Source organism: Mesorhizobium sp. WSM4312 (assembly GCF_002294875.1).
In the GTDB taxonomy this organism is placed as follows: Bacteria; Pseudomonadota; Alphaproteobacteria; order Rhizobiales; family Rhizobiaceae; genus Mesorhizobium.
The window spans coordinates 39817-55998 of record NZ_NSFU01000031.1; the positions used below are offsets into that span (position 1 = coordinate 39817).

The following is a 16182-nucleotide window of genomic DNA, read 5'->3' on the forward strand; positions in this document are numbered from 1 at the left end:
TGAATGGAGTGAGTTCATGACCGAATCGCCATCCCCCCGCCCCGCCCCGAAGCGAAAGCCGAAACTCGCCTTTCGGCCGCTGCCGGTGCCGCAGGTCGATGTGCACGGCTTCTGGGGCGACCGGGCCGATGCGGTGGCGACCCGCACCGCCGACATCCTCTACGAGCGCTGCGTCGAGGCGCGCATGCTGGAGCAGATCGATCCGGACCGCCCCTCGCCCGGCATCGTCATTCCCTTCCACTCGCCCTCGCCCGATGAAGCGGACCGCCAGGGCGCCGAATTCACCGGCTCGACGGTGACGACGCAGATGTTCTGGGATTCCGATCTCGGCAAGACGATCGAGACCGCGGCCTATTCGCTCTACCGGCGCAAGAACCCCGGGCTGGAGAAGAAGATCGACGCCGTCATCGACATGTACGGCAAATTGCAGCAGGAGGACGGCTATCTCTCCAGCTGGTACCAGCGCATCCAGCCCGGCAAGCGCTGGACGAACCTGCGCGACTGCCACGAACTCTATTGCGCCGGCCACCTGATCGAGGGCGCGGTCGCCTACTACCAGGCGACGGGCAAGCGCAAGCTGGTCGATATTATGTGCCGCTACGCCGACCACATCGCCTCGGTGCTGGGACCAGAGCCCGGCAAGAAGAAGGGCTATTGCGGCCATGAGGAGATCGAGCTGGCGCTGGTCAAGCTGGCGCGGGTGACGGGCGAACAGAAATACATGGATCTGGCGAAGTACTTCATCGACCAGCGCGGCCAGCAGCCGCATTATTTCGACGAGGAGGCGCGCGCCCGCGGCGCCGACCCCAGGGCCTATCATTTCAAGACCTACGAATACAGCCAGTCGCACCGGCCGGTGCGCGAGCAGGACAAGGTCGTCGGCCACGCGGTGCGTGCCATGTACCTCTATTCGGGCATGGCCGACATCGCCACCGAATATGGCGACGATAGCCTGCGCGTGGCCCTTGACCGGCTGTGGGACGACCTTACCACGAAAAACCTCTACATCACCGGCGGGCTCGGCCCGTCGGCGCACAATGAGGGCTTCACCAGCGACTACGACCTGCCCAATGAGAGCGCCTATGCCGAGACCTGCGCCGCCGTCGGCCTGGTGTTCTGGGCAAGCCGCATGCTCGGCATGGGGCCGAACGCCCGCTACGCCGACATGATGGAGCGCGCGCTCTACAATGGCTCGATCTCCGGCCTGTCGCTCGACGGCGCGCTGTTCTTCTACGAGAACCCGCTGGAAAGCCGGGGCCGGCACAACCGATGGAAATGGCACCGCTGCCCCTGCTGCCCGCCCAATGTCGGGCGCATGGTCGCCTCGATCGGCAGCTATTTCTACAGCCTGGCGGACGATGCGCTGGCCGTGCACCTCTACGGCGATTCCACCGCCCGCTTCGACATCGCGGGCACGCCGGTGCAGCTCACGCAGGCAAGCCGCTATCCCTGGGACGGCACCGTGGAGATCACGGTCGATCCGCAAGCGCCGGTGGAGTTCACGCTGCACCTGCGCATCCCTGGCTGGAGCAGCAGCGCGACGCTTGAGATCAATGGCGAGGCGGTCGACCTCGAAGACATGACCAGCGACGGTTATGCCGCGATCCGGCGCAGCTGGCAGAAGGGCGACCGCGTCCGGCTCGATCTCGAAATGCCGATCGAGCGGCTCTACGCCAATCCTGAGGTCAGGCAGGATGCCGGCCGCGTCGCGCTGTCGCGCGGGCCGCTGATCTACTGCGTCGAGGCATCGGACAATGACAGCCGGCTGCATCGCCTGACCTTGCCGCGCACGGCACGCATAGAGGCACATGAGGCGCCCGGACTGCTGGGCGGCGTGGTGACGCTTTCAGCTGCGGCACGCGCCGACGCCGGCGACGGCTGGCAGGATGGGCTCTACCGACGTGAGCCGCCGGCCAGCGTCGAGACGCGCCTGACCGCCATCCCCTATTACGCCTGGGACAACCGTGAACCGGGCGAGATGCTGGTGTGGCTGCGGGATGGCTGAGGCTTCCTGCTGCTCGACTATGTCCGGCTTGATTGGGCGGCGGCCGCCGGCAGCGCCGCGCTCGGTGCCGCTTGCGGGGCGCTGTTGTCGATATGCGCCCAGGCCGGCCGTTCGAACAGGAACATGCCGAAGCCGACCCGCTGGATGATGAGGTAGAGCACGACGGGGCTGATGATCGAGACCAGCAGCACCGCCAGGCTAAGCACGCCGGTATCGGTCAGCAGGCCGCTTGCCAGTGCGGCGCCACGGAAGAGCGACATCGGGATGGTGAAAGCGACATAGACGACCAGCGAATGTTCGCCGAGCCAGCGCAGCCATTCCATCGAGGCGAATGTCGACAGCAAGCCGCCAAGCACGCAGAGCGCCACCGCGCCAGCGACGGCCAGGGTGAGATGCAGCGGCGGCCATGCCGCCAGCCCCATCTGCATACCGACGGGATGCATGGCATATCCAGGCGAATAGACGAGCAATCCATTCACGATCGCCCACACGAGCAGGCCGGCAGCGGCAAGCATCGGGCGGGGCTGCGTCCATTCGACGAGGCGGAACACCAGCGGCGCCATGACGAAGCCGACATGAAAGAACACGAAATAGGCCGCGAACTGTTCGACCGCATAGCTGTCGGGACGCGGCGCCCACATCTGCAGTGCGGCAGCGATGGGGATGACGACCCAGGCCGGCACGCGGAACTGCCGCAAGAGCTTGGCGGCAAGGCCGAACACCGCCAGCATGTAGATGAACCACAGCACGCCATAGGGCTGGACGACGGCCATTGCCAGATCGTGCAGCATGCCGCCGGGATCCCGGCTGAAGATGCCGATCTTGAGCCCGATCGAGATGATCGCCCACAGCACGTAGAAATAGAGATAGTGGACGACGCGCCGGTCGATGTAGCGCCGCCACGGCCGGTCGATCACCTGCGACAGGAACAGGCCGGAGATCAGGAAGAATTCCGGCATGCGGAACGGCGTCGCGAAGCCGATGACATAGTGCAGGAAGCCGACGCCGCCCGTGTACTCGCCCGTATTGTAGGCCGCGTACATCATGACCACGAGGATGATCGAGAGGCCTTTGGCCGTGTCCACCCACGGCATGCGCATCGGGCTGTTCATGGCAAATCCATCCGGGGGCCGGCCGAGGCGGCCAGCCATCATCCGGCGACATCTAGCACCATCAGGCTTCCCAGATCGTAAACACGGCTGGTTTTGGGGGTGCGAGGCGATATCAACAGCTGCCTTCCGGCAGATCCCATGGTCGCGTGGGCGTCGAAATCGCCACAACTTCCACCGTCGGCGCTGCCCCTCACCTGCCTGCCGGCATCCTCTCCCCGTAAACGGGGCGAGGGACGCTGTTGTCGGCTATTTCGCCAATCGCCAGCGTTGCAGAAAATGCGCCGGCGTTGCGGCCAGGCCCTCTCGCCCCGTTTACGGGGAGAGATGTCCGGCAGGACAGTGAGGGGCAGCGCTGACGTCGACCGTTGGATAACGGCCCATGACGCAGTTACTTTCGAGCCTTGGAAGTATTCAGCGCCACGGCGGCCCGCACCAGCGCCTTCAGCGCCTCTTCGTCGACTTCCTCACCCTTCTGAAAATCGATCGCCCGCCGCGTGTTGCCTTCGAGGCTGGAGTTGAACAGCCGCGTGGGGTCGGGCAGCGCCGCGCCCTTGGCGAAGGTCAGCTTGACGATGCTCTTGTAGGTCTCGCCGGTGCAGATCATGCCGTCATGCTCCCACACCGGAACCCCGCGCCACTTCCAGGTCTCGACGACATCGGGATCGGCTTGATGGATAAGCGCGCGCAGCCGGCCAAGCATGTCGCCGCGCCAGTCGCCGAGTTCCGTGATCCTGCCGTCGATCAGTTCGGAGGCGGATTTGCGCTCCTGCGATCCGGTCATGCTGTTCTCCTCGAGACTTGGACAATAATGCGCTCACATGCGCTCGCCAGGCAATTGGCTGGCCTGCTTCACCCAGGCGCTGAATTGCGCCTCGTCAAACGCGTCGTCCTCATGGATGTCGAGGTAGCGCGTGTCCCGACTTTTGGATTCGCCCGGCGGCACCGGATCCAGCGACATGCCGCGAAAGAAGGTCACCTTGATGTATCTGGTGAAGCAATGGAAGCTGAGGAACCAGCCTTCGCCCTCGATGCCGTAGAAAGGCGAGTTCCATTTCACCGCCTTGTGCACGCCGGGCACGGTGCGCCCGATGAGCGCGTCGAGCCGCCTGCCCATCTCGCGCTTCCAGCCCGGCATCGCCGCGATATAGGCCTGCACCGGAGCGTCGCCATAACCCTTGGCGATCTGCGGATTGTCGCCGGAAAGCAGCTTCGGCTCAGCCTTGGCCGGGGTCGACTTGACCATGCGCCTTCCTCCTATCCGTTGGCCCGCTGTGCGCTGCGTCCTTTCGCGACATAGGGCAGCACGAACATATAGAGGCCGCTGAACAGCATAAGGAAGAGCGGCGGCAGTGGCGAATAAACCACCCAGGCCGGCGGCTGTCCAAACGCCATGGTGACGAAATTGGCGACGACGGTCGCCGTGAAGATGATCGACAGCCAGCGATGCGCCTGCCTGATCCATGTGCTCCAGTCCAAAATGACCTCCTGTGAAACGTGTGGAACCAGGCGCGCTACCAGCGCGCCAGCTGAGTGATCTGGATGAGATTGCCGCAGCCGTCATTGAGCTTGGCGATGGTCGAGCCGGTCACCTCGGTCGGCGCCGTGGCGAATGTGCCGCCGCGCGCCTTTATGCGCTCATGATCGCCCTTGATGTCGTCGGTGAAGAACATCACCGCCGGCTGGCCCTGCTCGAACATCGCCTGCTGATAGGTTTTGGCGGCCGGCTGGTCGTTGAGGGCCAGCTGCAGCTCGGTGCCCTCGGGCTCGTCCGGCGAGGCGACCGTCAGCCAACGGAACGGCCCATTGCTGAAATCGGCCTTCTTGGTCAGGCCGAGCACGCCGGTGTAGAAGGCAAGCGCCTTTTCCTGGTCGTCGACATAGATGCTGGTCAGTTTGATCTTCATCGTCTTTCTCCATGGGTTTTGCTGGCGGTGTGCCGCCCGGTGAAGTCAGGGGTTGGGTTCGATCGGCCGGCGGAGCAATTCCAGGAAAAGTGTGAAACGGTTTTCCGTCCGGAATTGCGTCAAAACAACGGGTCTAATCTGTCCGGTCGAGAAGCTGCTCCAGCTTCTCGAAGAATTGCGGCCAGCCCATCTTGGCGCCGCCATAGGCGCGCCGCTGCTCCGGCCGGAAGCCGGATTGCTCCATCCGCAGATGCGTTCCGGTTGGCGTCGGGGTGAGCGTGAAGGTCACCACGCTCCTGAGATCGAACGCCGGATCCTGGTGCGCGAGGTTCCAGGTGTAGGACAGCGTCCTGTTCGGCTCGACGGCCAGCACCTCACAATCGAGCACGCCGCCCCAATCGGCGCTGATGTTGAAGCGGTGGCCGACATCAGGCTTGAAATCGTTCTTCATCAGCCACTCCTCGATCAGATGCGGTTGTGTCAGCGCGCGCCAGAGTTTTTCCGGCGGATGGGAAATCTGCCGCTCGACGACGACAGTGCGGTTTTCAGTGGCACTATCGTTCACTGATCCATCCTTTTGAGCAAATCCTCGAGATCATCGAACCGGCTCTCCCAAAACCCGGCCATCTGGCGTGTCCAGTCCATCAGCGGCGCCAGCGCGCCAAGCTGCGCGCTGTAATGCGTCTGGCGGCCTTCATGGCGGTCGCGCACCAGACCGGCCTGCTTGAGCACGCCCAGATGCTTCGACACCGCCGGCTGCGACACGCCGGACTGGCTCGTCAGCGCCCCCACCGTCTGCTCGCCCTGGCGGCACAGCCGTTCGAAGATCGCCCGCCTGGTCGGGTCGGCGAGCGTCCTGAAGAGCATGTCATGGGTTTCAGGCATGTCAGATCGATAACCCGTTGGCTATTGGTTGACGTATAACCACAGGGATATATGTTCGTCAAGAGCAAGATTGGAGCGGCAGGAATGATCCTGGTCACCGGAGCCACCGGCCATGTCGGGCGCGCCGTCGTCTCGAGCTTGGTGTCATCAGGCCATGAGGTCGCCGCGCTGGTCCGCAAGCGCGAGGCGGGGCAAGGGCGCCTGCCCCGGGAAACAGCACTACGCGTCGGTGACTACGAGGATGCCTCGACGCTCAAAGCAGCCTTCACCGGCGTCGACAGGCTGGTCCTGATTTCAAGTGATGGCGCTGTGGATGCGGTCACGCGCCATCACGCCAACGCCATCGCGGCCGCGACGGCGGCGGGTGTGCGCCACATCACCTTCACCAGTATCGTCGATATCGGCGAGAACTCGCCCTTCTACTACGCGCCCGCCTATCGCGACGCCGAGCGCCGGCTGGCCGCCAGCGGCGTGCCCTCGACCATCCTGCGCTGCGGCCTCTACAGTGATTTCATCCTCGACACATGGCTTGCGCCCGCCTCGGGACAATTGGTGCTGCCTGCCGGACAGGGCCTGGTTGCGCCGGTCTCGCGCGATAATGTTGCAGCAGCCGTCGCCGCGGTGGCGACTGGGGCTCACACATCCCGCGCGGTCTACACGATCACCGGAGGCCGGGCGCTGGGCTTCAACGAAATCGCCGCCTGCTATGGCGAGGCGACAGCACGGCCCCTGCGCTATCACCCCTGCTCCCTCAGCGAATATCTGGCCTCGGCGTCGGCGCGCCTCGACGAACCCTGGCCGCGGGCCTTCACGACGCTGTGCGCCTCGATCGCCGAGGGCCGCTATGGCGGGGTCTCCCGAGACTTCGCCATACTCACGGATAGGCAGCCGGAGAGCTTTCGAGATTTCCTGGCTCGCGCAATGTCCGCAATGCCGGCGGAAGGCTAGATGGCGCCATGGGCGCGGCCGATCTCCTGCGCCACCAGTTCCTGCAACTGCCACAGATTGCGGTCGCGTATACCGCAGGCGTCGAGGTGGCGGATCGTCTCGAACAGATACTGCGCGCCCGAGCCCCAGTGGCCGACGGCCCTGGCCAGCGTCGCCGCGACCGCGGGCTTGTCGAGCTTGCCGGCATAGCGCGGATTGGCGGGATCGACGACGAAGCCGAGCGCCCGGCTCGCCCTGCCCTCGGAGCTGACCTGCAGCCAGCGCGGCACGTTGACGGCGGGCAGGATGGTCATCTCGCGGCGCAGCAGCGCTTCCAGATTTTCGGCGACCGGCTCGGCGATTTCGAACACCATGCCTTGGCACTGGCCGCCGCGGTCGAGCGCCATCATCAGGCCGGGCTGTTCGAGTGTGCCGCGAAAGCGCTGCACCGTGAAGCAGAACGACCGGTGCCAGCCCCGCGCCACCGCGCGCTCGCCACCCCTGACCTCGCCGGCCGGCTTCCACAGCAGCGAGCCATAGGCGAACAGCTTCAGCGGCCCGGGTGGCGCCGAGGCCAGGATCTCGTCGCGAAACCGCACATAGTCGGCGTCCGTCATATAGACCATGCCCGGCGTCGGCCCGGCATCCGCGACCACGCGCATGGTCCGCGCCACCAGCGCCTCGGTCAGCGCCATCGGCGCCTTGCGCGGTGGTGGGGCGGGAATTGGCTTTTTCATGTTCGTGCCATGGCCCATCGCCACAATGTTGCTGAAGGCAGAACGATTCTCAAGGGCGAGCCGGATGAACACAGGCAATCGCTTCAGGTTGAAGTTCGCACAGTATTTTTATGCAGACGTTTGCGCCACTCCTCACCAGCCTTGCGGCAGCGTCAACTTGCGCAAGGCCAAACTTGGCCGTCGTCTGAAGAAGAAGGCAAGCAGGACGGGCCGATAGCTTACTTCGCGTCCGGTTTGCTGGAGGGCTTAAATGCCTCTCCTGATTTAAGGTCAGCCCACGTCACGATTCTCATCAGCCCGAATCCGTGCGATCGATCGAGGAAAGGCACTTGTTCCTCTGGCGAGTCAATTTTCAGATTTAGGTTCACGCCAATTGGCAACACGCGGCCTGTTACCAGCTGGCCGTTTGGAAGCAAGATGACGCCTGCGTCTGCTTCGCCGCGCTCTCGCATCTCGGCAATGCCCTGTTGGAGCCAAACCCAGTCCACCGCAGTAAGCGCAATATCTGCATGGCGGTGATATGCCGTATCGAGTACCAAGTCGGACGCTTCCAGACAGACATCCCATGCCGATAACAGCGTTGGAGCCGAGATATCGGCGACCTTGTTCATCGCATAGTTCTTGCGCAATCCGAGCATCCGGCGCAGCAAATCATACCGCCCAGGAAGCGCGCCCCACAGGCCGCCCTCTCGTTCGATCTGACGATACACATACAAAACTCTGGCCGTTGCTTCTCTCAAATGGTCTGCGATCTTCTCCACCCAATCAGGTGGAATGGGCTCGCCCGAGAGACCTTGCTTTCGCTCGTCAAAAACCAGGCAGCCATTCAGTCCAATATCAAAAAACAAATGGTGGTTGGACGAGCCGCCAAAGAATTCTTTGACGAGCCATCGGAGCAAACGCTCATTGTCATCGTCGTCATCGTGGAGGGGATCGTCGTAGAAACGGAACGGTTCGTCGGGTGGCGAGACGTTTTCGGCCGCATCGGCTAGCAGCCGCATTTCGTCTATGGCTGTCATCAGTTCGATACGGTTCCATTTGAATCGTATCCGCAGGCCCGGATGGTCATGGTCGCGGATGTTGAGGCGCAACATACGATCGAAGCCTATCAGTAGTCCGAGCCGGAATGCATCGGAGCACCTGACCTCGCCCTCAAAGAAAATCTCGGGCCGGGTGAAGCTTTGGATCAAAGGCAAGCCCACGCTAGGATCGCGCCAGTCGCCAAGACCATTTCGCAGAGTGTTGCGCCTATGTTTTCTCACCGCAGGATTCATCACATAGGATCGGGCGTAGTCTCCGAGCACTCCCCAGAACTCACAAAGGAGCGGCTCAGACCGACGGCGTAAAACGTGGCGATCGGCTTCCCAAGTGCTGAAGCCTTCCACCTTTGGATCGCTCACTTCCTTCAGCAACGGATAGGCTGCCGTCGCAGTCGTAATCAGTGCATCCGAGTGCCCGGCTGGATCGTAGTCTCGACCATACTCATCCAGTTTCTCAACCAGCCAACCGTCTTTTTCTCCTATGACCCCACTCTTGCGACTAGCGTCATAGAAGGCGAACGGCGCCAGTCCGCACACCGTGATATTGTAGTCCGTCAAGCCGAATCCGCCGCCGTCTTTCCAAAGGAGGGCAAATCCATGCCCTCCGCTGCGATCACCTTCTCGGGCTATAACTTCAAGCGCTGTCCAAATGCGCAGATCAAGTTCATCAGTCTCATTCTCAACCGAAGTGTCTGCCGCTCTTCTCTCAGCGCTATACGCATCCTTCCTATATAGGCAGACTGTAACGCTCGGAATCGCGTCCTCGGGGAAGTACACAGACCCGGTGATCTTCCACGCACTTGGGATGCGCGTTTCGAGGCAAAGCTTCTTTTTCACTATCGAAGGCGTCAGGCAAAGTATGTTCCGACCAGACCACGCGATAGCCCCTGAGACCGCATGGTCTATCAATGGAGACCATTCCGGTGAGACGAGAACAAAGCTAAAATCGTAGTCGCAGACCAAGGGCAGCAGGTTCTTTATCTCCTGCTCGTATGCAAGCAGCTCGGTCAATGCCTGCCGCCCCGTCTGAGCCGTCTTTTTAAGCTCAAAAAGCACAACGCTCTGTCTTTCGGGATTTATGCAAACGATGTCAGGCCGCAGCACTTCTCCAGCCGTAGCCGACACGTTTTTGTCGCCCGTCAGCAGCACCAGCATTTGCAAGGATTGCAGCACTTTTGCACCGGCCTGGATCGACGCGAGCCGCACAAGATGATCGATCGCAAACTGCGGGAACATCGTATCCGAATCGTGATTGGCGAGGCTTTTGATCTGCGCTGTGTCCAATACGAAGTTAGATAGTTCGTCCTTCGCTATGGCGCGAACCATCAGTTTTTGCAGCTGCTCTTCTGTTGCGAATGCATTTCTTGTCATCTTGATAACGCGCTGTTGTCCGCTTCCATGGATGGAGGAGCCATTCAATCGGCGTAGCGAGCTTTTGAAAAACTCACAACTACTTGGTTTGCTACCGCCGCCCTCCTTGAGCGCTTTGTTCGTTGCGTAGTGGGTAGCAGCCGGTATGAGCGCACCCTGCGCGGGGTGGCGGAATTGGCAGACCGCCGACTCAAAATCTGAGCCGCCTGACCCAAACGCTTGAAAGGACCCTCTTACCGCCCCGGCGCCGCACTCAGTTTGTTGTGCCGCTAGGCGGCCGGCGAGACGCCCACCGTTCGTTGAACTCGCACCCTAGACTAAATGGTAGACGTCGCAGCCGCAGGGCTCGGCCACTTCGCCAGCAGGCCGCGCAAATTCACCACCAACTCATGACACCAGCGGCATCGGCACCTTCAGCCCGTCGATCAGCGCATCTCGAAACAGCGCGATCGGGCGGCTGAGCCGTCCGGCGGGCGGGCGGTGCAGCAGCCAGGCGCGCACTTGCGGCTTGAAGTCGGGGCAGTCGATGACCTCGACGGCGTCGCGCCAGCGGCTGTCGGCGAAGGCGCCGGGCGTGACGATGCCGATGCCATGGCCGCGCGCCACCAGCGACATTCTGAGGTCGACGCTGAGCGCCTCCACCCCGACCTGGAACGGCAGCCTTGCCGCCTCGAAACTTTGGCGGATGAAGGCGCGAAACCCGCAGCCGTTTTCGTTCATCACCCAGGCAAAGCGCGACAGGTCGGCGAGCTTCGCCGGCTTCGGCACGCCAAGACCGGGGGACGCGACCAGCAGCACCGACTGCGCGCCGAGATCGTCGCAGACCAGCTCGTCCGGCGGCGCCAGGCCTTCGGCCAGGCACACCGCCACGGCGTCGAGTTCGCTGCGCGCCACCTGCTCCACCAGCCTTGGCGACCAGCCCGAGGTGATGCGCAGCGTCAGCTGCGGAAAGGCGGCGCGCAGCGTGTCGAGCGGCAGCGCTAGTGCCGCGTCGGAGAGATAGGGCATGACGCCCAGGCGGAACTCGCCCTTGACCTCGCCTTGCGGCGACACGCCCGCCCTGAGATCGTCCAGCGAGCGCAGCACCCGCCTTCCATGCTCATAGGCCTCGCGCCCGGTAGCCGTCGGCTTCAGCGGCTTCGACTGGCGGTCGAGAAGTGCTGTCGCCAGACCATCCTCCAGATTCTGGATGCGGCGCGTGACGCCCGGCTGGGTGAGGTTCAGCCTGGCGGAGGCGCCGACGATCGAGCCGGTTTCCACCACGGCGATGAAGGCTTCGAGGTCATGGATGTTCATGCACATCTCGCATAATCATTATCGAATTGATTGAATTGTAGCATGATAATGCTTCGGCATAAAGTCCTCAAACAATATGCAAGTTTATTGAGGACCTCATGCTCGACACCAAGGACGGCCAGCTGTGCGGGCGGCTGCCCGCCAGCACCATCACCGGCCCGCAGACGCTGCTCTTCGCCGCCTCCACCGGCATCATCGTCACCAATCTGTTCGCGCCGCAGACGCTGGTCGGGCTGATCGGCCCGTCGCTCGGCGCCAGCGCCGCCAGCGTCGGCCTCGTCGCCATGGCCACGCTGCTCGGCTATGCCGCCGGCCTGTTCTTCCTGGTGCCGATGGCCGATCTCGCCGAGAACCGCGCCTTGATCTTGCGCATGCTCCTGACGGCGGCCCTCGCGGCCGGCGTCGCCGTCTTCGCACCCACCATCGCCTCGCTGCTGGTCGTCCTGTTCGTCCTCGGTGCCGCCTGCTCGGCGATCCAGATCCTGGTGCCGATCGCAGCCTCGATGGCGCCGCCCGGCAAGGCCGGCCGCGTCATCGGCGATGTCATGAGCGGACTGATGATCGGCATCCTGCTGGCGCGGCCGCTGGCCAGCCTCGTCGCAGACGCCTGGGGCTGGCGCGCCTTCTACGGCCTCAGTGCTACCGCGCTCGTCCTGCTCGCCGGCGTGCTCGCCTTCACCTTGCCGCAGCGGCGCCCGGAAGCAAAGTCGTCCTACGGCGCGCTGATTGCCTCGCTGTTCGGCCTGCTGCGCGACGAGCCGGTGCTGCGGCGGCGTGCGCTCACCGCGGCGCTGGTGATGGCGGCGTTCAGCCTGTTCTGGACGGCGGTCGCCTTGCGTCTCGCACAGCCGCCTTTCGGCCTTGGCCAGCGCGGCATTGCGCTCTTCGCGCTGGTCGGCGCCGGCGGCGCCGTGGTCACGCCGCTGTTCGGCCGCGCCGGCGACCATGGCTGGACGCGATCCGCCACCATCGCCTGTCACCTCGTGCTGATCGGCGCTATGGCGCTCGCCGCCTGGGCCGGCGCCTCTCAGCCCGGTGCGTCATGGCAATCGCTGGTGCTGATGGGCGTCAGTGCCGTGCTGCTCGACATCGGCGTCACCGGCGACCAGACGCTCGGCCGCCGTGCCGTCAATCTGCTTCAGCCCGAGGCCCGCGGCCGGCTCAACGGCCTGTTCGTCGGCATCTTCTTCATCGGCGGCGCCATCGGCTCATTGCTGGCCGGCGCTGCCTGGACTTGGGGCGGGTGGACCTGCGTGTGCGCCATCGGCGCAGTCTTTGGCGCCACCGCCCTGGTGGTCGACTGGATCGGCGAGCCGGAATGACCGGGCGTTCTTACAATCACGCCGAGTAGCCCAAGGGAACTATGTTGCCGGCAAACTGTTTTAGTCCTTGCCGGAGGATGCCATGAACGATGCGTCGGCGACGCCCGCGGGTCCCGTCCTTTCATCGACGGAGCGCGTGAACACGCTGTCGCATTTCCATCGCGCCGAGATCGCGCGCATGGCGGGCTGGCGCGATCGGCTCGACAGGACCACGAACTGGGCGATCACCGTGGTGGCGGCGATGCTCTCGGTTTCGCTGTCGACGGCCAGCGCGCATCATGGCGTGCTGTTGTTCGCCATGCTGCTGATCCTGCTGCTTTTGTGGATCGAGGCGCGCCGCTACCGCTTCTTCGACTTCTACCGCGCCCGCGTGCGCCAGTTCGAGCGTCACTATTTCGCGCAGATCTTCTCGCCGCAGCCTGATTTCGCCTCGGATTGGCTGCTCATCGTCGGCGAAGGCCTGCGCGCGCCGAAATTCCTGCTGTCGCAACGTGCCGCCCTGGTGCGCCGCCTGCGCCGCAACTACATTTACCTTTTCCTCATCCTGCTGTTGGCCTGGGTATTGAAGATCTCGACACCCAGCCTGCAAACCGTCGGCACCAGGGTCGGCTTTGGCGGTTCGCTGCGCGAAGCGGTCGACAGCGCCGCCCTTGGTCCCATACCAGGCATCGCCATCGTCGCGTTCGTGGCCGCGTTCTACATTGGGCTGCTTGCCATAGTCGTGTTCGCGGCCGGCGACGACGGCGAACTCGCCTTTGGCGATGTCCACGTCTGACCGGATGATCGACTTCCAATTCCGGCAACAGGCGGCTGCAACGCAAAGGCCGGCCATGCGTTGTCATGGTCAGTCCGCCGCGACGTTTGAGGGAACCCATGAACCGGCAACCGGCAACGACGTCAGGCCGCCTCGCGGCCACCCTCGTGCTGGCCACCCTTGCCCTGGCACCGGCAAGCCGCGCCTTCGCCGCCCAGGCGCCCGGACATGCGTCGGGCATGGGCGGCTCGGCCGAGGGCCTGTTCGTCGCCGAGATCGTGCTTCTCCTGCTGGTCGGCCGCGGCCTCGGCGAAATCTTCCAGCGTTACGGCCAGCCGGCGATTATGGGTCAGCTGATCGGCGGCATCCTGCTCGGGCCCTCGCTGTTCGGATGGATATGGCCCGACGCCCAGCACCTGATCTTCTCCAGCGATCCGGCGCAGAAGGGCATGATCGATGCGGTGTCCCAGCTCGGCATCCTGCTTCTCCTGCTCCTGACCGGCATGGAGACGGATCTGCGCCTGGTGCGCCGCGTCGGGGCGGCCTGTTTTTCGATCTCGATCACCGGCGTCGTCGTGCCTTTCGCCTTCGGCTTCGCGCTGGCACAGTTCCTGCCGGACTCGCTGCTGTCCGACCCGCGGCAGCGCGTCGTCGCCGGGCTGTTCCTCGGCACGGCGCTGTCGATCTCCTCGGTCAAGATCGTCGCCATGGTGGTGCGCGAGATGAACTTCATGCGCCGCAATCTCGGCCAGGTCATCATTTCCTCGTCCATCATCGAGGACACGATCGGCTGGCTGGTCATCGCGGTGACCTTCGGCATCGCCACCAATGGCAGCCTTCAGGTCTTGCCGCTCATCACCACGGTGGCCGAGGTGGCGCTGTTCATGGTGTTTTCCTTCACCATCGGTCGCCGGCTTGTCTTCACGCTGATCCGCTGGAGCAACGACTCTTTCCGCAGCGAATACGCCGTCATCACGGTGATCCTCATCATCATGGGCGTCATGGCGCTGATCACCAACCTGATCGGCGTCCACACGGTGCTCGGCGCCTTCGTCGCCGGCATACTGGTCGGCGAATCGCCGATACTGTCCGACCACATTGAGAGCCAGTTGCGCGGCCTCATCACCGCGCTGTTCATGCCGGTGTTCTTCGGGATGGCCGGCCTGTCGGCCGACCTCACCGTGCTTACCGACCCGACGCTGGCGCTGCTGACGCTGGCATTGGTCGCCATCGCCAGCATCGGCAAGTTCGGCGGCGCCTTCCTCGGCGGCCGGCTGGCCGGCATGTCGCTGAAGGAAGCCACCGCCGTCGGCAGCGCCATGAACGCCCGCGGCTCGACCGAGGTCATCGTCGCCAGCATCGGCCTGTCGATGAACATCCTGTCCCACAATCTGTTCACGATGATCGTCACCATGGCCGTCATCACCACGCTGGCCATGCCGCCCATGCTGCGCTGGGCGCTCGGCCGCCTGCCGGTTGGACATGCCGAGAAGCAGCGCGTCGATCGCGAACTGCTCGACGAACGCGGCTTCGTTTCCAGGCTGGAGCGCCTGCTGCTGCTGGTCGACGACAGCCCGGTCGGCAAGTTCACCGCCTACCTTGCAGGCCTGGTCGGCGGCGGCAGCGGCATGCCGACCACTCTGCTTCATCTCCAGGATGGCAGGCTCGCCGGTCAGGTCGGCGACAAAGGCCCGGAACGGGCGTCCAGGGAGGTCAAGAAAGGCGCCGCCAGGAGCGCAAGGGCCGTCAGCAAGGCCGAGGACACGCTTGTCGACAGGGTCCACCTCACAGCCCGCACCGAGCTTCAGGCCAGCGCCGAGACAATCGCCGCCGAAGCCCGCAAGGGTTATGGGCTTCTGCTGGTCGGACTGGAGAACATGCTGACCGACAAAGGCACCTTCAGCGGCGCGCTGAAGGACGTCAGCAGCGGTTTCGACGGCCCGCTCTGCCTCGTGCTGAACGGCGCCAAGGCCGATGGAAAGATGCCGGTGCTGCGCGCCGGAACGACGATACTGGTCCCCGTCAACGGCACCGAGGTCGCGCGCCGCGCCGCCGATTTCGCGCTGGCGCTGGCGCGGCCGCACCGCGCCCGCGTCAAGGCGCTCTATGTCTCGCAAGCCAGGCAGGGCAGCCGGCCGGGCACGGTCTCGCACCGCCGGGAGGAAGCCGTGCTCAAGGATGTCGCCGATCTCGCTGACCGCTACGGCGTCGCCGTCGACACCGCGATCCGCACCCGCGCCACGGCGGACAGGGCGATCGCCAGGGAGGTGACCAAAGGCGCCGCGATGGTGGTGATGGGTGTCACCCAACGGCCGGGCGAAGAGCTGTTCTTCGGCGACACAGCGACGGCGGTGCTCGCCGCGGTCGCCTGCCCGGTCGTGCTTCTGGCCAGCGAACGCGTCAAGCGGGCCGACGCCAATGCCAACGAGGCGGCGGCCGAAATCAACGCCTGATCATTCCGGCGCAGCTATCGGAACTTACAGACCGAAGAACTGTCGCCCGATCATGTAGCCCAACGCCGCCACGACGAGCGGGAACAGCGCCGGCGCTGCCTTGCTGAAGAAGGAAACTTTCGTGTCCTTGGGCGGCACATAGCGTGCGTTGCCGAGATTCTTGGTCATTGCTACCCCGCGCCAAACCAGACAGTTTTGCGCATGTCGTTATCCCAAACCGCTGCGCGGTTCCGGCCGGCATGCATTAGCGGTAGTGTGCTGAGAGTTCTGCAAATTCGCTGAGAAGGGGCGGTCATGGCAGGCTGGTGATTGTTCACGTCACCGATTCCCTAGAAGGAACGCCACCATGACCAAGACTGAGAGTAAGACCGCCAGC

16 protein-coding genes are annotated in these 16182 nt (G+C 64.0%); 5 read left to right on the forward strand and 11 right to left on the reverse strand.

Features of this window, described 5'->3' with window-relative positions; genetic code table 11:
* The first annotated feature begins 16 nt into the window (after positions 1–16).
* A complete protein-coding gene (locus tag CK228_RS32435) occupies positions 17–2005 on the forward strand; it encodes a glycoside hydrolase family 127 protein (protein ID WP_095790468.1) in 1989 nt (662 codons plus the stop codon).
* Positions 2006–2022: 17 nt separating this feature from the next.
* On the opposite strand, the gene CK228_RS32440 is transcribed toward CK228_RS32435, so the two are convergent.
* The 7 genes from CK228_RS32440 to CK228_RS32470 form a co-directional block, all read right to left on the reverse strand.
* Positions 2023–3117 carry an acyltransferase family protein gene (locus CK228_RS32440; protein ID WP_095790469.1) on the reverse strand — a complete coding sequence of 365 codons (1095 nt, stop codon included), beginning with the start codon at positions 3115–3117 and terminating at the stop codon, positions 2023–2025.
* Positions 3118–3505: 388 nt separating this feature from the next.
* Positions 3506–3898 (reverse strand): DUF1801 domain-containing protein, encoded by a 393-nt coding sequence (locus CK228_RS32445; RefSeq protein ID WP_095774925.1) that lies wholly within the window; start codon positions 3896–3898, stop codon positions 3506–3508.
* 33 nt (positions 3899–3931) lie between these two features.
* Positions 3932–4360 carry a DUF1801 domain-containing protein gene (locus CK228_RS32450; RefSeq protein WP_095790470.1) on the reverse strand — a complete coding sequence of 143 codons (429 nt, stop codon included), beginning with the start codon at positions 4358–4360 and terminating at the stop codon, positions 3932–3934.
* A gap of 11 nt (positions 4361–4371) precedes the next feature.
* Positions 4372–4593, reverse strand: coding sequence for a hypothetical protein (locus CK228_RS32455; RefSeq protein ID WP_095774927.1), 222 nt, complete (start codon positions 4591–4593; stop codon positions 4372–4374).
* 35 nt (positions 4594–4628) lie between these two features.
* A complete protein-coding gene (locus tag CK228_RS32460) occupies positions 4629–5021 on the reverse strand; it encodes a VOC family protein (protein ID WP_095790471.1) in 393 nt (130 codons plus the stop codon).
* A 133-nt stretch (positions 5022–5154) separates the two neighbouring features.
* Entirely contained in the window at positions 5155–5586 is a 432-nt protein-coding gene (locus CK228_RS32465; protein ID WP_095790472.1) for an SRPBCC domain-containing protein, read from the reverse strand.
* Positions 5583–5906, reverse strand: coding sequence for a metalloregulator ArsR/SmtB family transcription factor (locus CK228_RS32470; RefSeq protein WP_095790473.1), 324 nt, complete (start codon positions 5904–5906; stop codon positions 5583–5585). The genes CK228_RS32465 and CK228_RS32470 overlap by 4 nt, the downstream gene beginning before the upstream one ends.
* 84 nt (positions 5907–5990) lie before the next feature.
* On the opposite strand from CK228_RS32470, the gene CK228_RS32475 reads away from it, so the two are divergent.
* Entirely contained in the window at positions 5991–6854 is an 864-nt protein-coding gene (locus tag CK228_RS32475) for an NAD(P)H-binding protein (RefSeq protein WP_179296115.1), read from the forward strand.
* Here the strand turns inward: CK228_RS32475 and CK228_RS32480 are convergent.
* The 3 genes from CK228_RS32480 to CK228_RS32490 form a co-directional block, all read right to left on the reverse strand.
* Positions 6851–7570, reverse strand: a complete 720-nt coding sequence (locus CK228_RS32480; RefSeq protein WP_095790486.1) for a gamma-glutamylcyclotransferase — start codon at positions 7568–7570, stop codon at positions 6851–6853. The genes CK228_RS32475 and CK228_RS32480 overlap by 4 nt on opposite strands.
* A gap of 218 nt (positions 7571–7788) precedes the next feature.
* Positions 7789–9981, reverse strand: coding sequence for a hypothetical protein (locus CK228_RS32485; protein ID WP_143750648.1), 2193 nt, complete (start codon positions 9979–9981; stop codon positions 7789–7791).
* A 387-nt stretch (positions 9982–10368) separates the two neighbouring features.
* Positions 10369–11277: a LysR family transcriptional regulator gene (locus CK228_RS32490; RefSeq protein ID WP_095790476.1), complete on the reverse strand. Its 909-nt coding sequence runs from the start codon at positions 11275–11277 to the stop codon at positions 10369–10371.
* A gap of 98 nt (positions 11278–11375) precedes the next feature.
* Between CK228_RS32490 and CK228_RS32495 the strand changes: the two genes are divergently transcribed.
* The 3 genes from CK228_RS32495 to CK228_RS32505 all read left to right on the forward strand — a co-directional run bounded on the left by CK228_RS32495 (position 11376) and on the right by CK228_RS32505 (position 15806).
* Positions 11376–12599 (forward strand): MFS transporter, encoded by a 1224-nt coding sequence (locus CK228_RS32495; protein WP_095790477.1) that lies wholly within the window; start codon positions 11376–11378, stop codon positions 12597–12599.
* Between the two features lie 82 nt (positions 12600–12681).
* The gene (locus tag CK228_RS32500) at positions 12682–13374 is read left to right on the forward strand and encodes a DUF2270 domain-containing protein (RefSeq protein ID WP_095790478.1); all 693 of its coding nucleotides are present in this window, start codon (positions 12682–12684) and stop codon (positions 13372–13374) included.
* A gap of 98 nt (positions 13375–13472) precedes the next feature.
* A complete protein-coding gene (locus CK228_RS32505; RefSeq protein WP_245438164.1) occupies positions 13473–15806 on the forward strand; it encodes a cation:proton antiporter in 2334 nt (777 codons plus the stop codon).
* A gap of 24 nt (positions 15807–15830) precedes the next feature.
* On the opposite strand, the gene CK228_RS32510 is transcribed toward CK228_RS32505, so the two are convergent.
* Positions 15831–15974 carry a hypothetical protein gene (locus CK228_RS32510; RefSeq protein WP_095774938.1) on the reverse strand — a complete coding sequence of 48 codons (144 nt, stop codon included), beginning with the start codon at positions 15972–15974 and terminating at the stop codon, positions 15831–15833.
* Between the last annotated feature and the right edge of the window lie 208 nt (positions 15975–16182).

What these genes read in the sequence shown, in the direction of transcription:
- CK228_RS32475 (WP_179296115.1), top strand. Translation starts at nt 5,991, where the DNA reads ATGATCCTGGTCACCGGAGCCACCGGCCATGTCGGGCGCGCCGTCGTC.
- CK228_RS32445 (WP_095774925.1), bottom strand. Translation starts at nt 3,898, where the DNA reads ATGACCGGATCGCAGGAGCGCAAATCCGCCTCCGAACTGATCGACGGC.
- CK228_RS32505 (WP_245438164.1), top strand. Translation starts at nt 13,473, where the DNA reads ATGAACCGGCAACCGGCAACGACGTCAGGCCGCCTCGCGGCCACCCTC.
- CK228_RS32450 (WP_095790470.1), bottom strand. Translation starts at nt 4,360, where the DNA reads ATGGTCAAGTCGACCCCGGCCAAGGCTGAGCCGAAGCTGCTTTCCGGC.
- CK228_RS32460 (WP_095790471.1), bottom strand. Translation starts at nt 5,021, where the DNA reads ATGAAGATCAAACTGACCAGCATCTATGTCGACGACCAGGAAAAGGCG.
- CK228_RS32440 (WP_095790469.1), bottom strand. Translation starts at nt 3,117, where the DNA reads ATGAACAGCCCGATGCGCATGCCGTGGGTGGACACGGCCAAAGGCCTC.
- CK228_RS32435 (WP_095790468.1), top strand. Translation starts at nt 17, where the DNA reads ATGACCGAATCGCCATCCCCCCGCCCCGCCCCGAAGCGAAAGCCGAAA.
- CK228_RS32480 (WP_095790486.1), bottom strand. Translation starts at nt 7,570, where the DNA reads ATGAAAAAGCCAATTCCCGCCCCACCACCGCGCAAGGCGCCGATGGCG.
- CK228_RS32495 (WP_095790477.1), top strand. Translation starts at nt 11,376, where the DNA reads ATGCTCGACACCAAGGACGGCCAGCTGTGCGGGCGGCTGCCCGCCAGC.
- CK228_RS32500 (WP_095790478.1), top strand. Translation starts at nt 12,682, where the DNA reads ATGAACGATGCGTCGGCGACGCCCGCGGGTCCCGTCCTTTCATCGACG.
- CK228_RS32490 (WP_095790476.1), bottom strand. Translation starts at nt 11,277, where the DNA reads ATGAACATCCATGACCTCGAAGCCTTCATCGCCGTGGTGGAAACCGGC.
- CK228_RS32510 (WP_095774938.1), bottom strand. Translation starts at nt 15,974, where the DNA reads ATGACCAAGAATCTCGGCAACGCACGCTATGTGCCGCCCAAGGACACG.
- CK228_RS32485 (WP_143750648.1), bottom strand. Translation starts at nt 9,981, where the DNA reads ATGACAAGAAATGCATTCGCAACAGAAGAGCAGCTGCAAAAACTGATG.
- CK228_RS32470 (WP_095790473.1), bottom strand. Translation starts at nt 5,906, where the DNA reads ATGCCTGAAACCCATGACATGCTCTTCAGGACGCTCGCCGACCCGACC.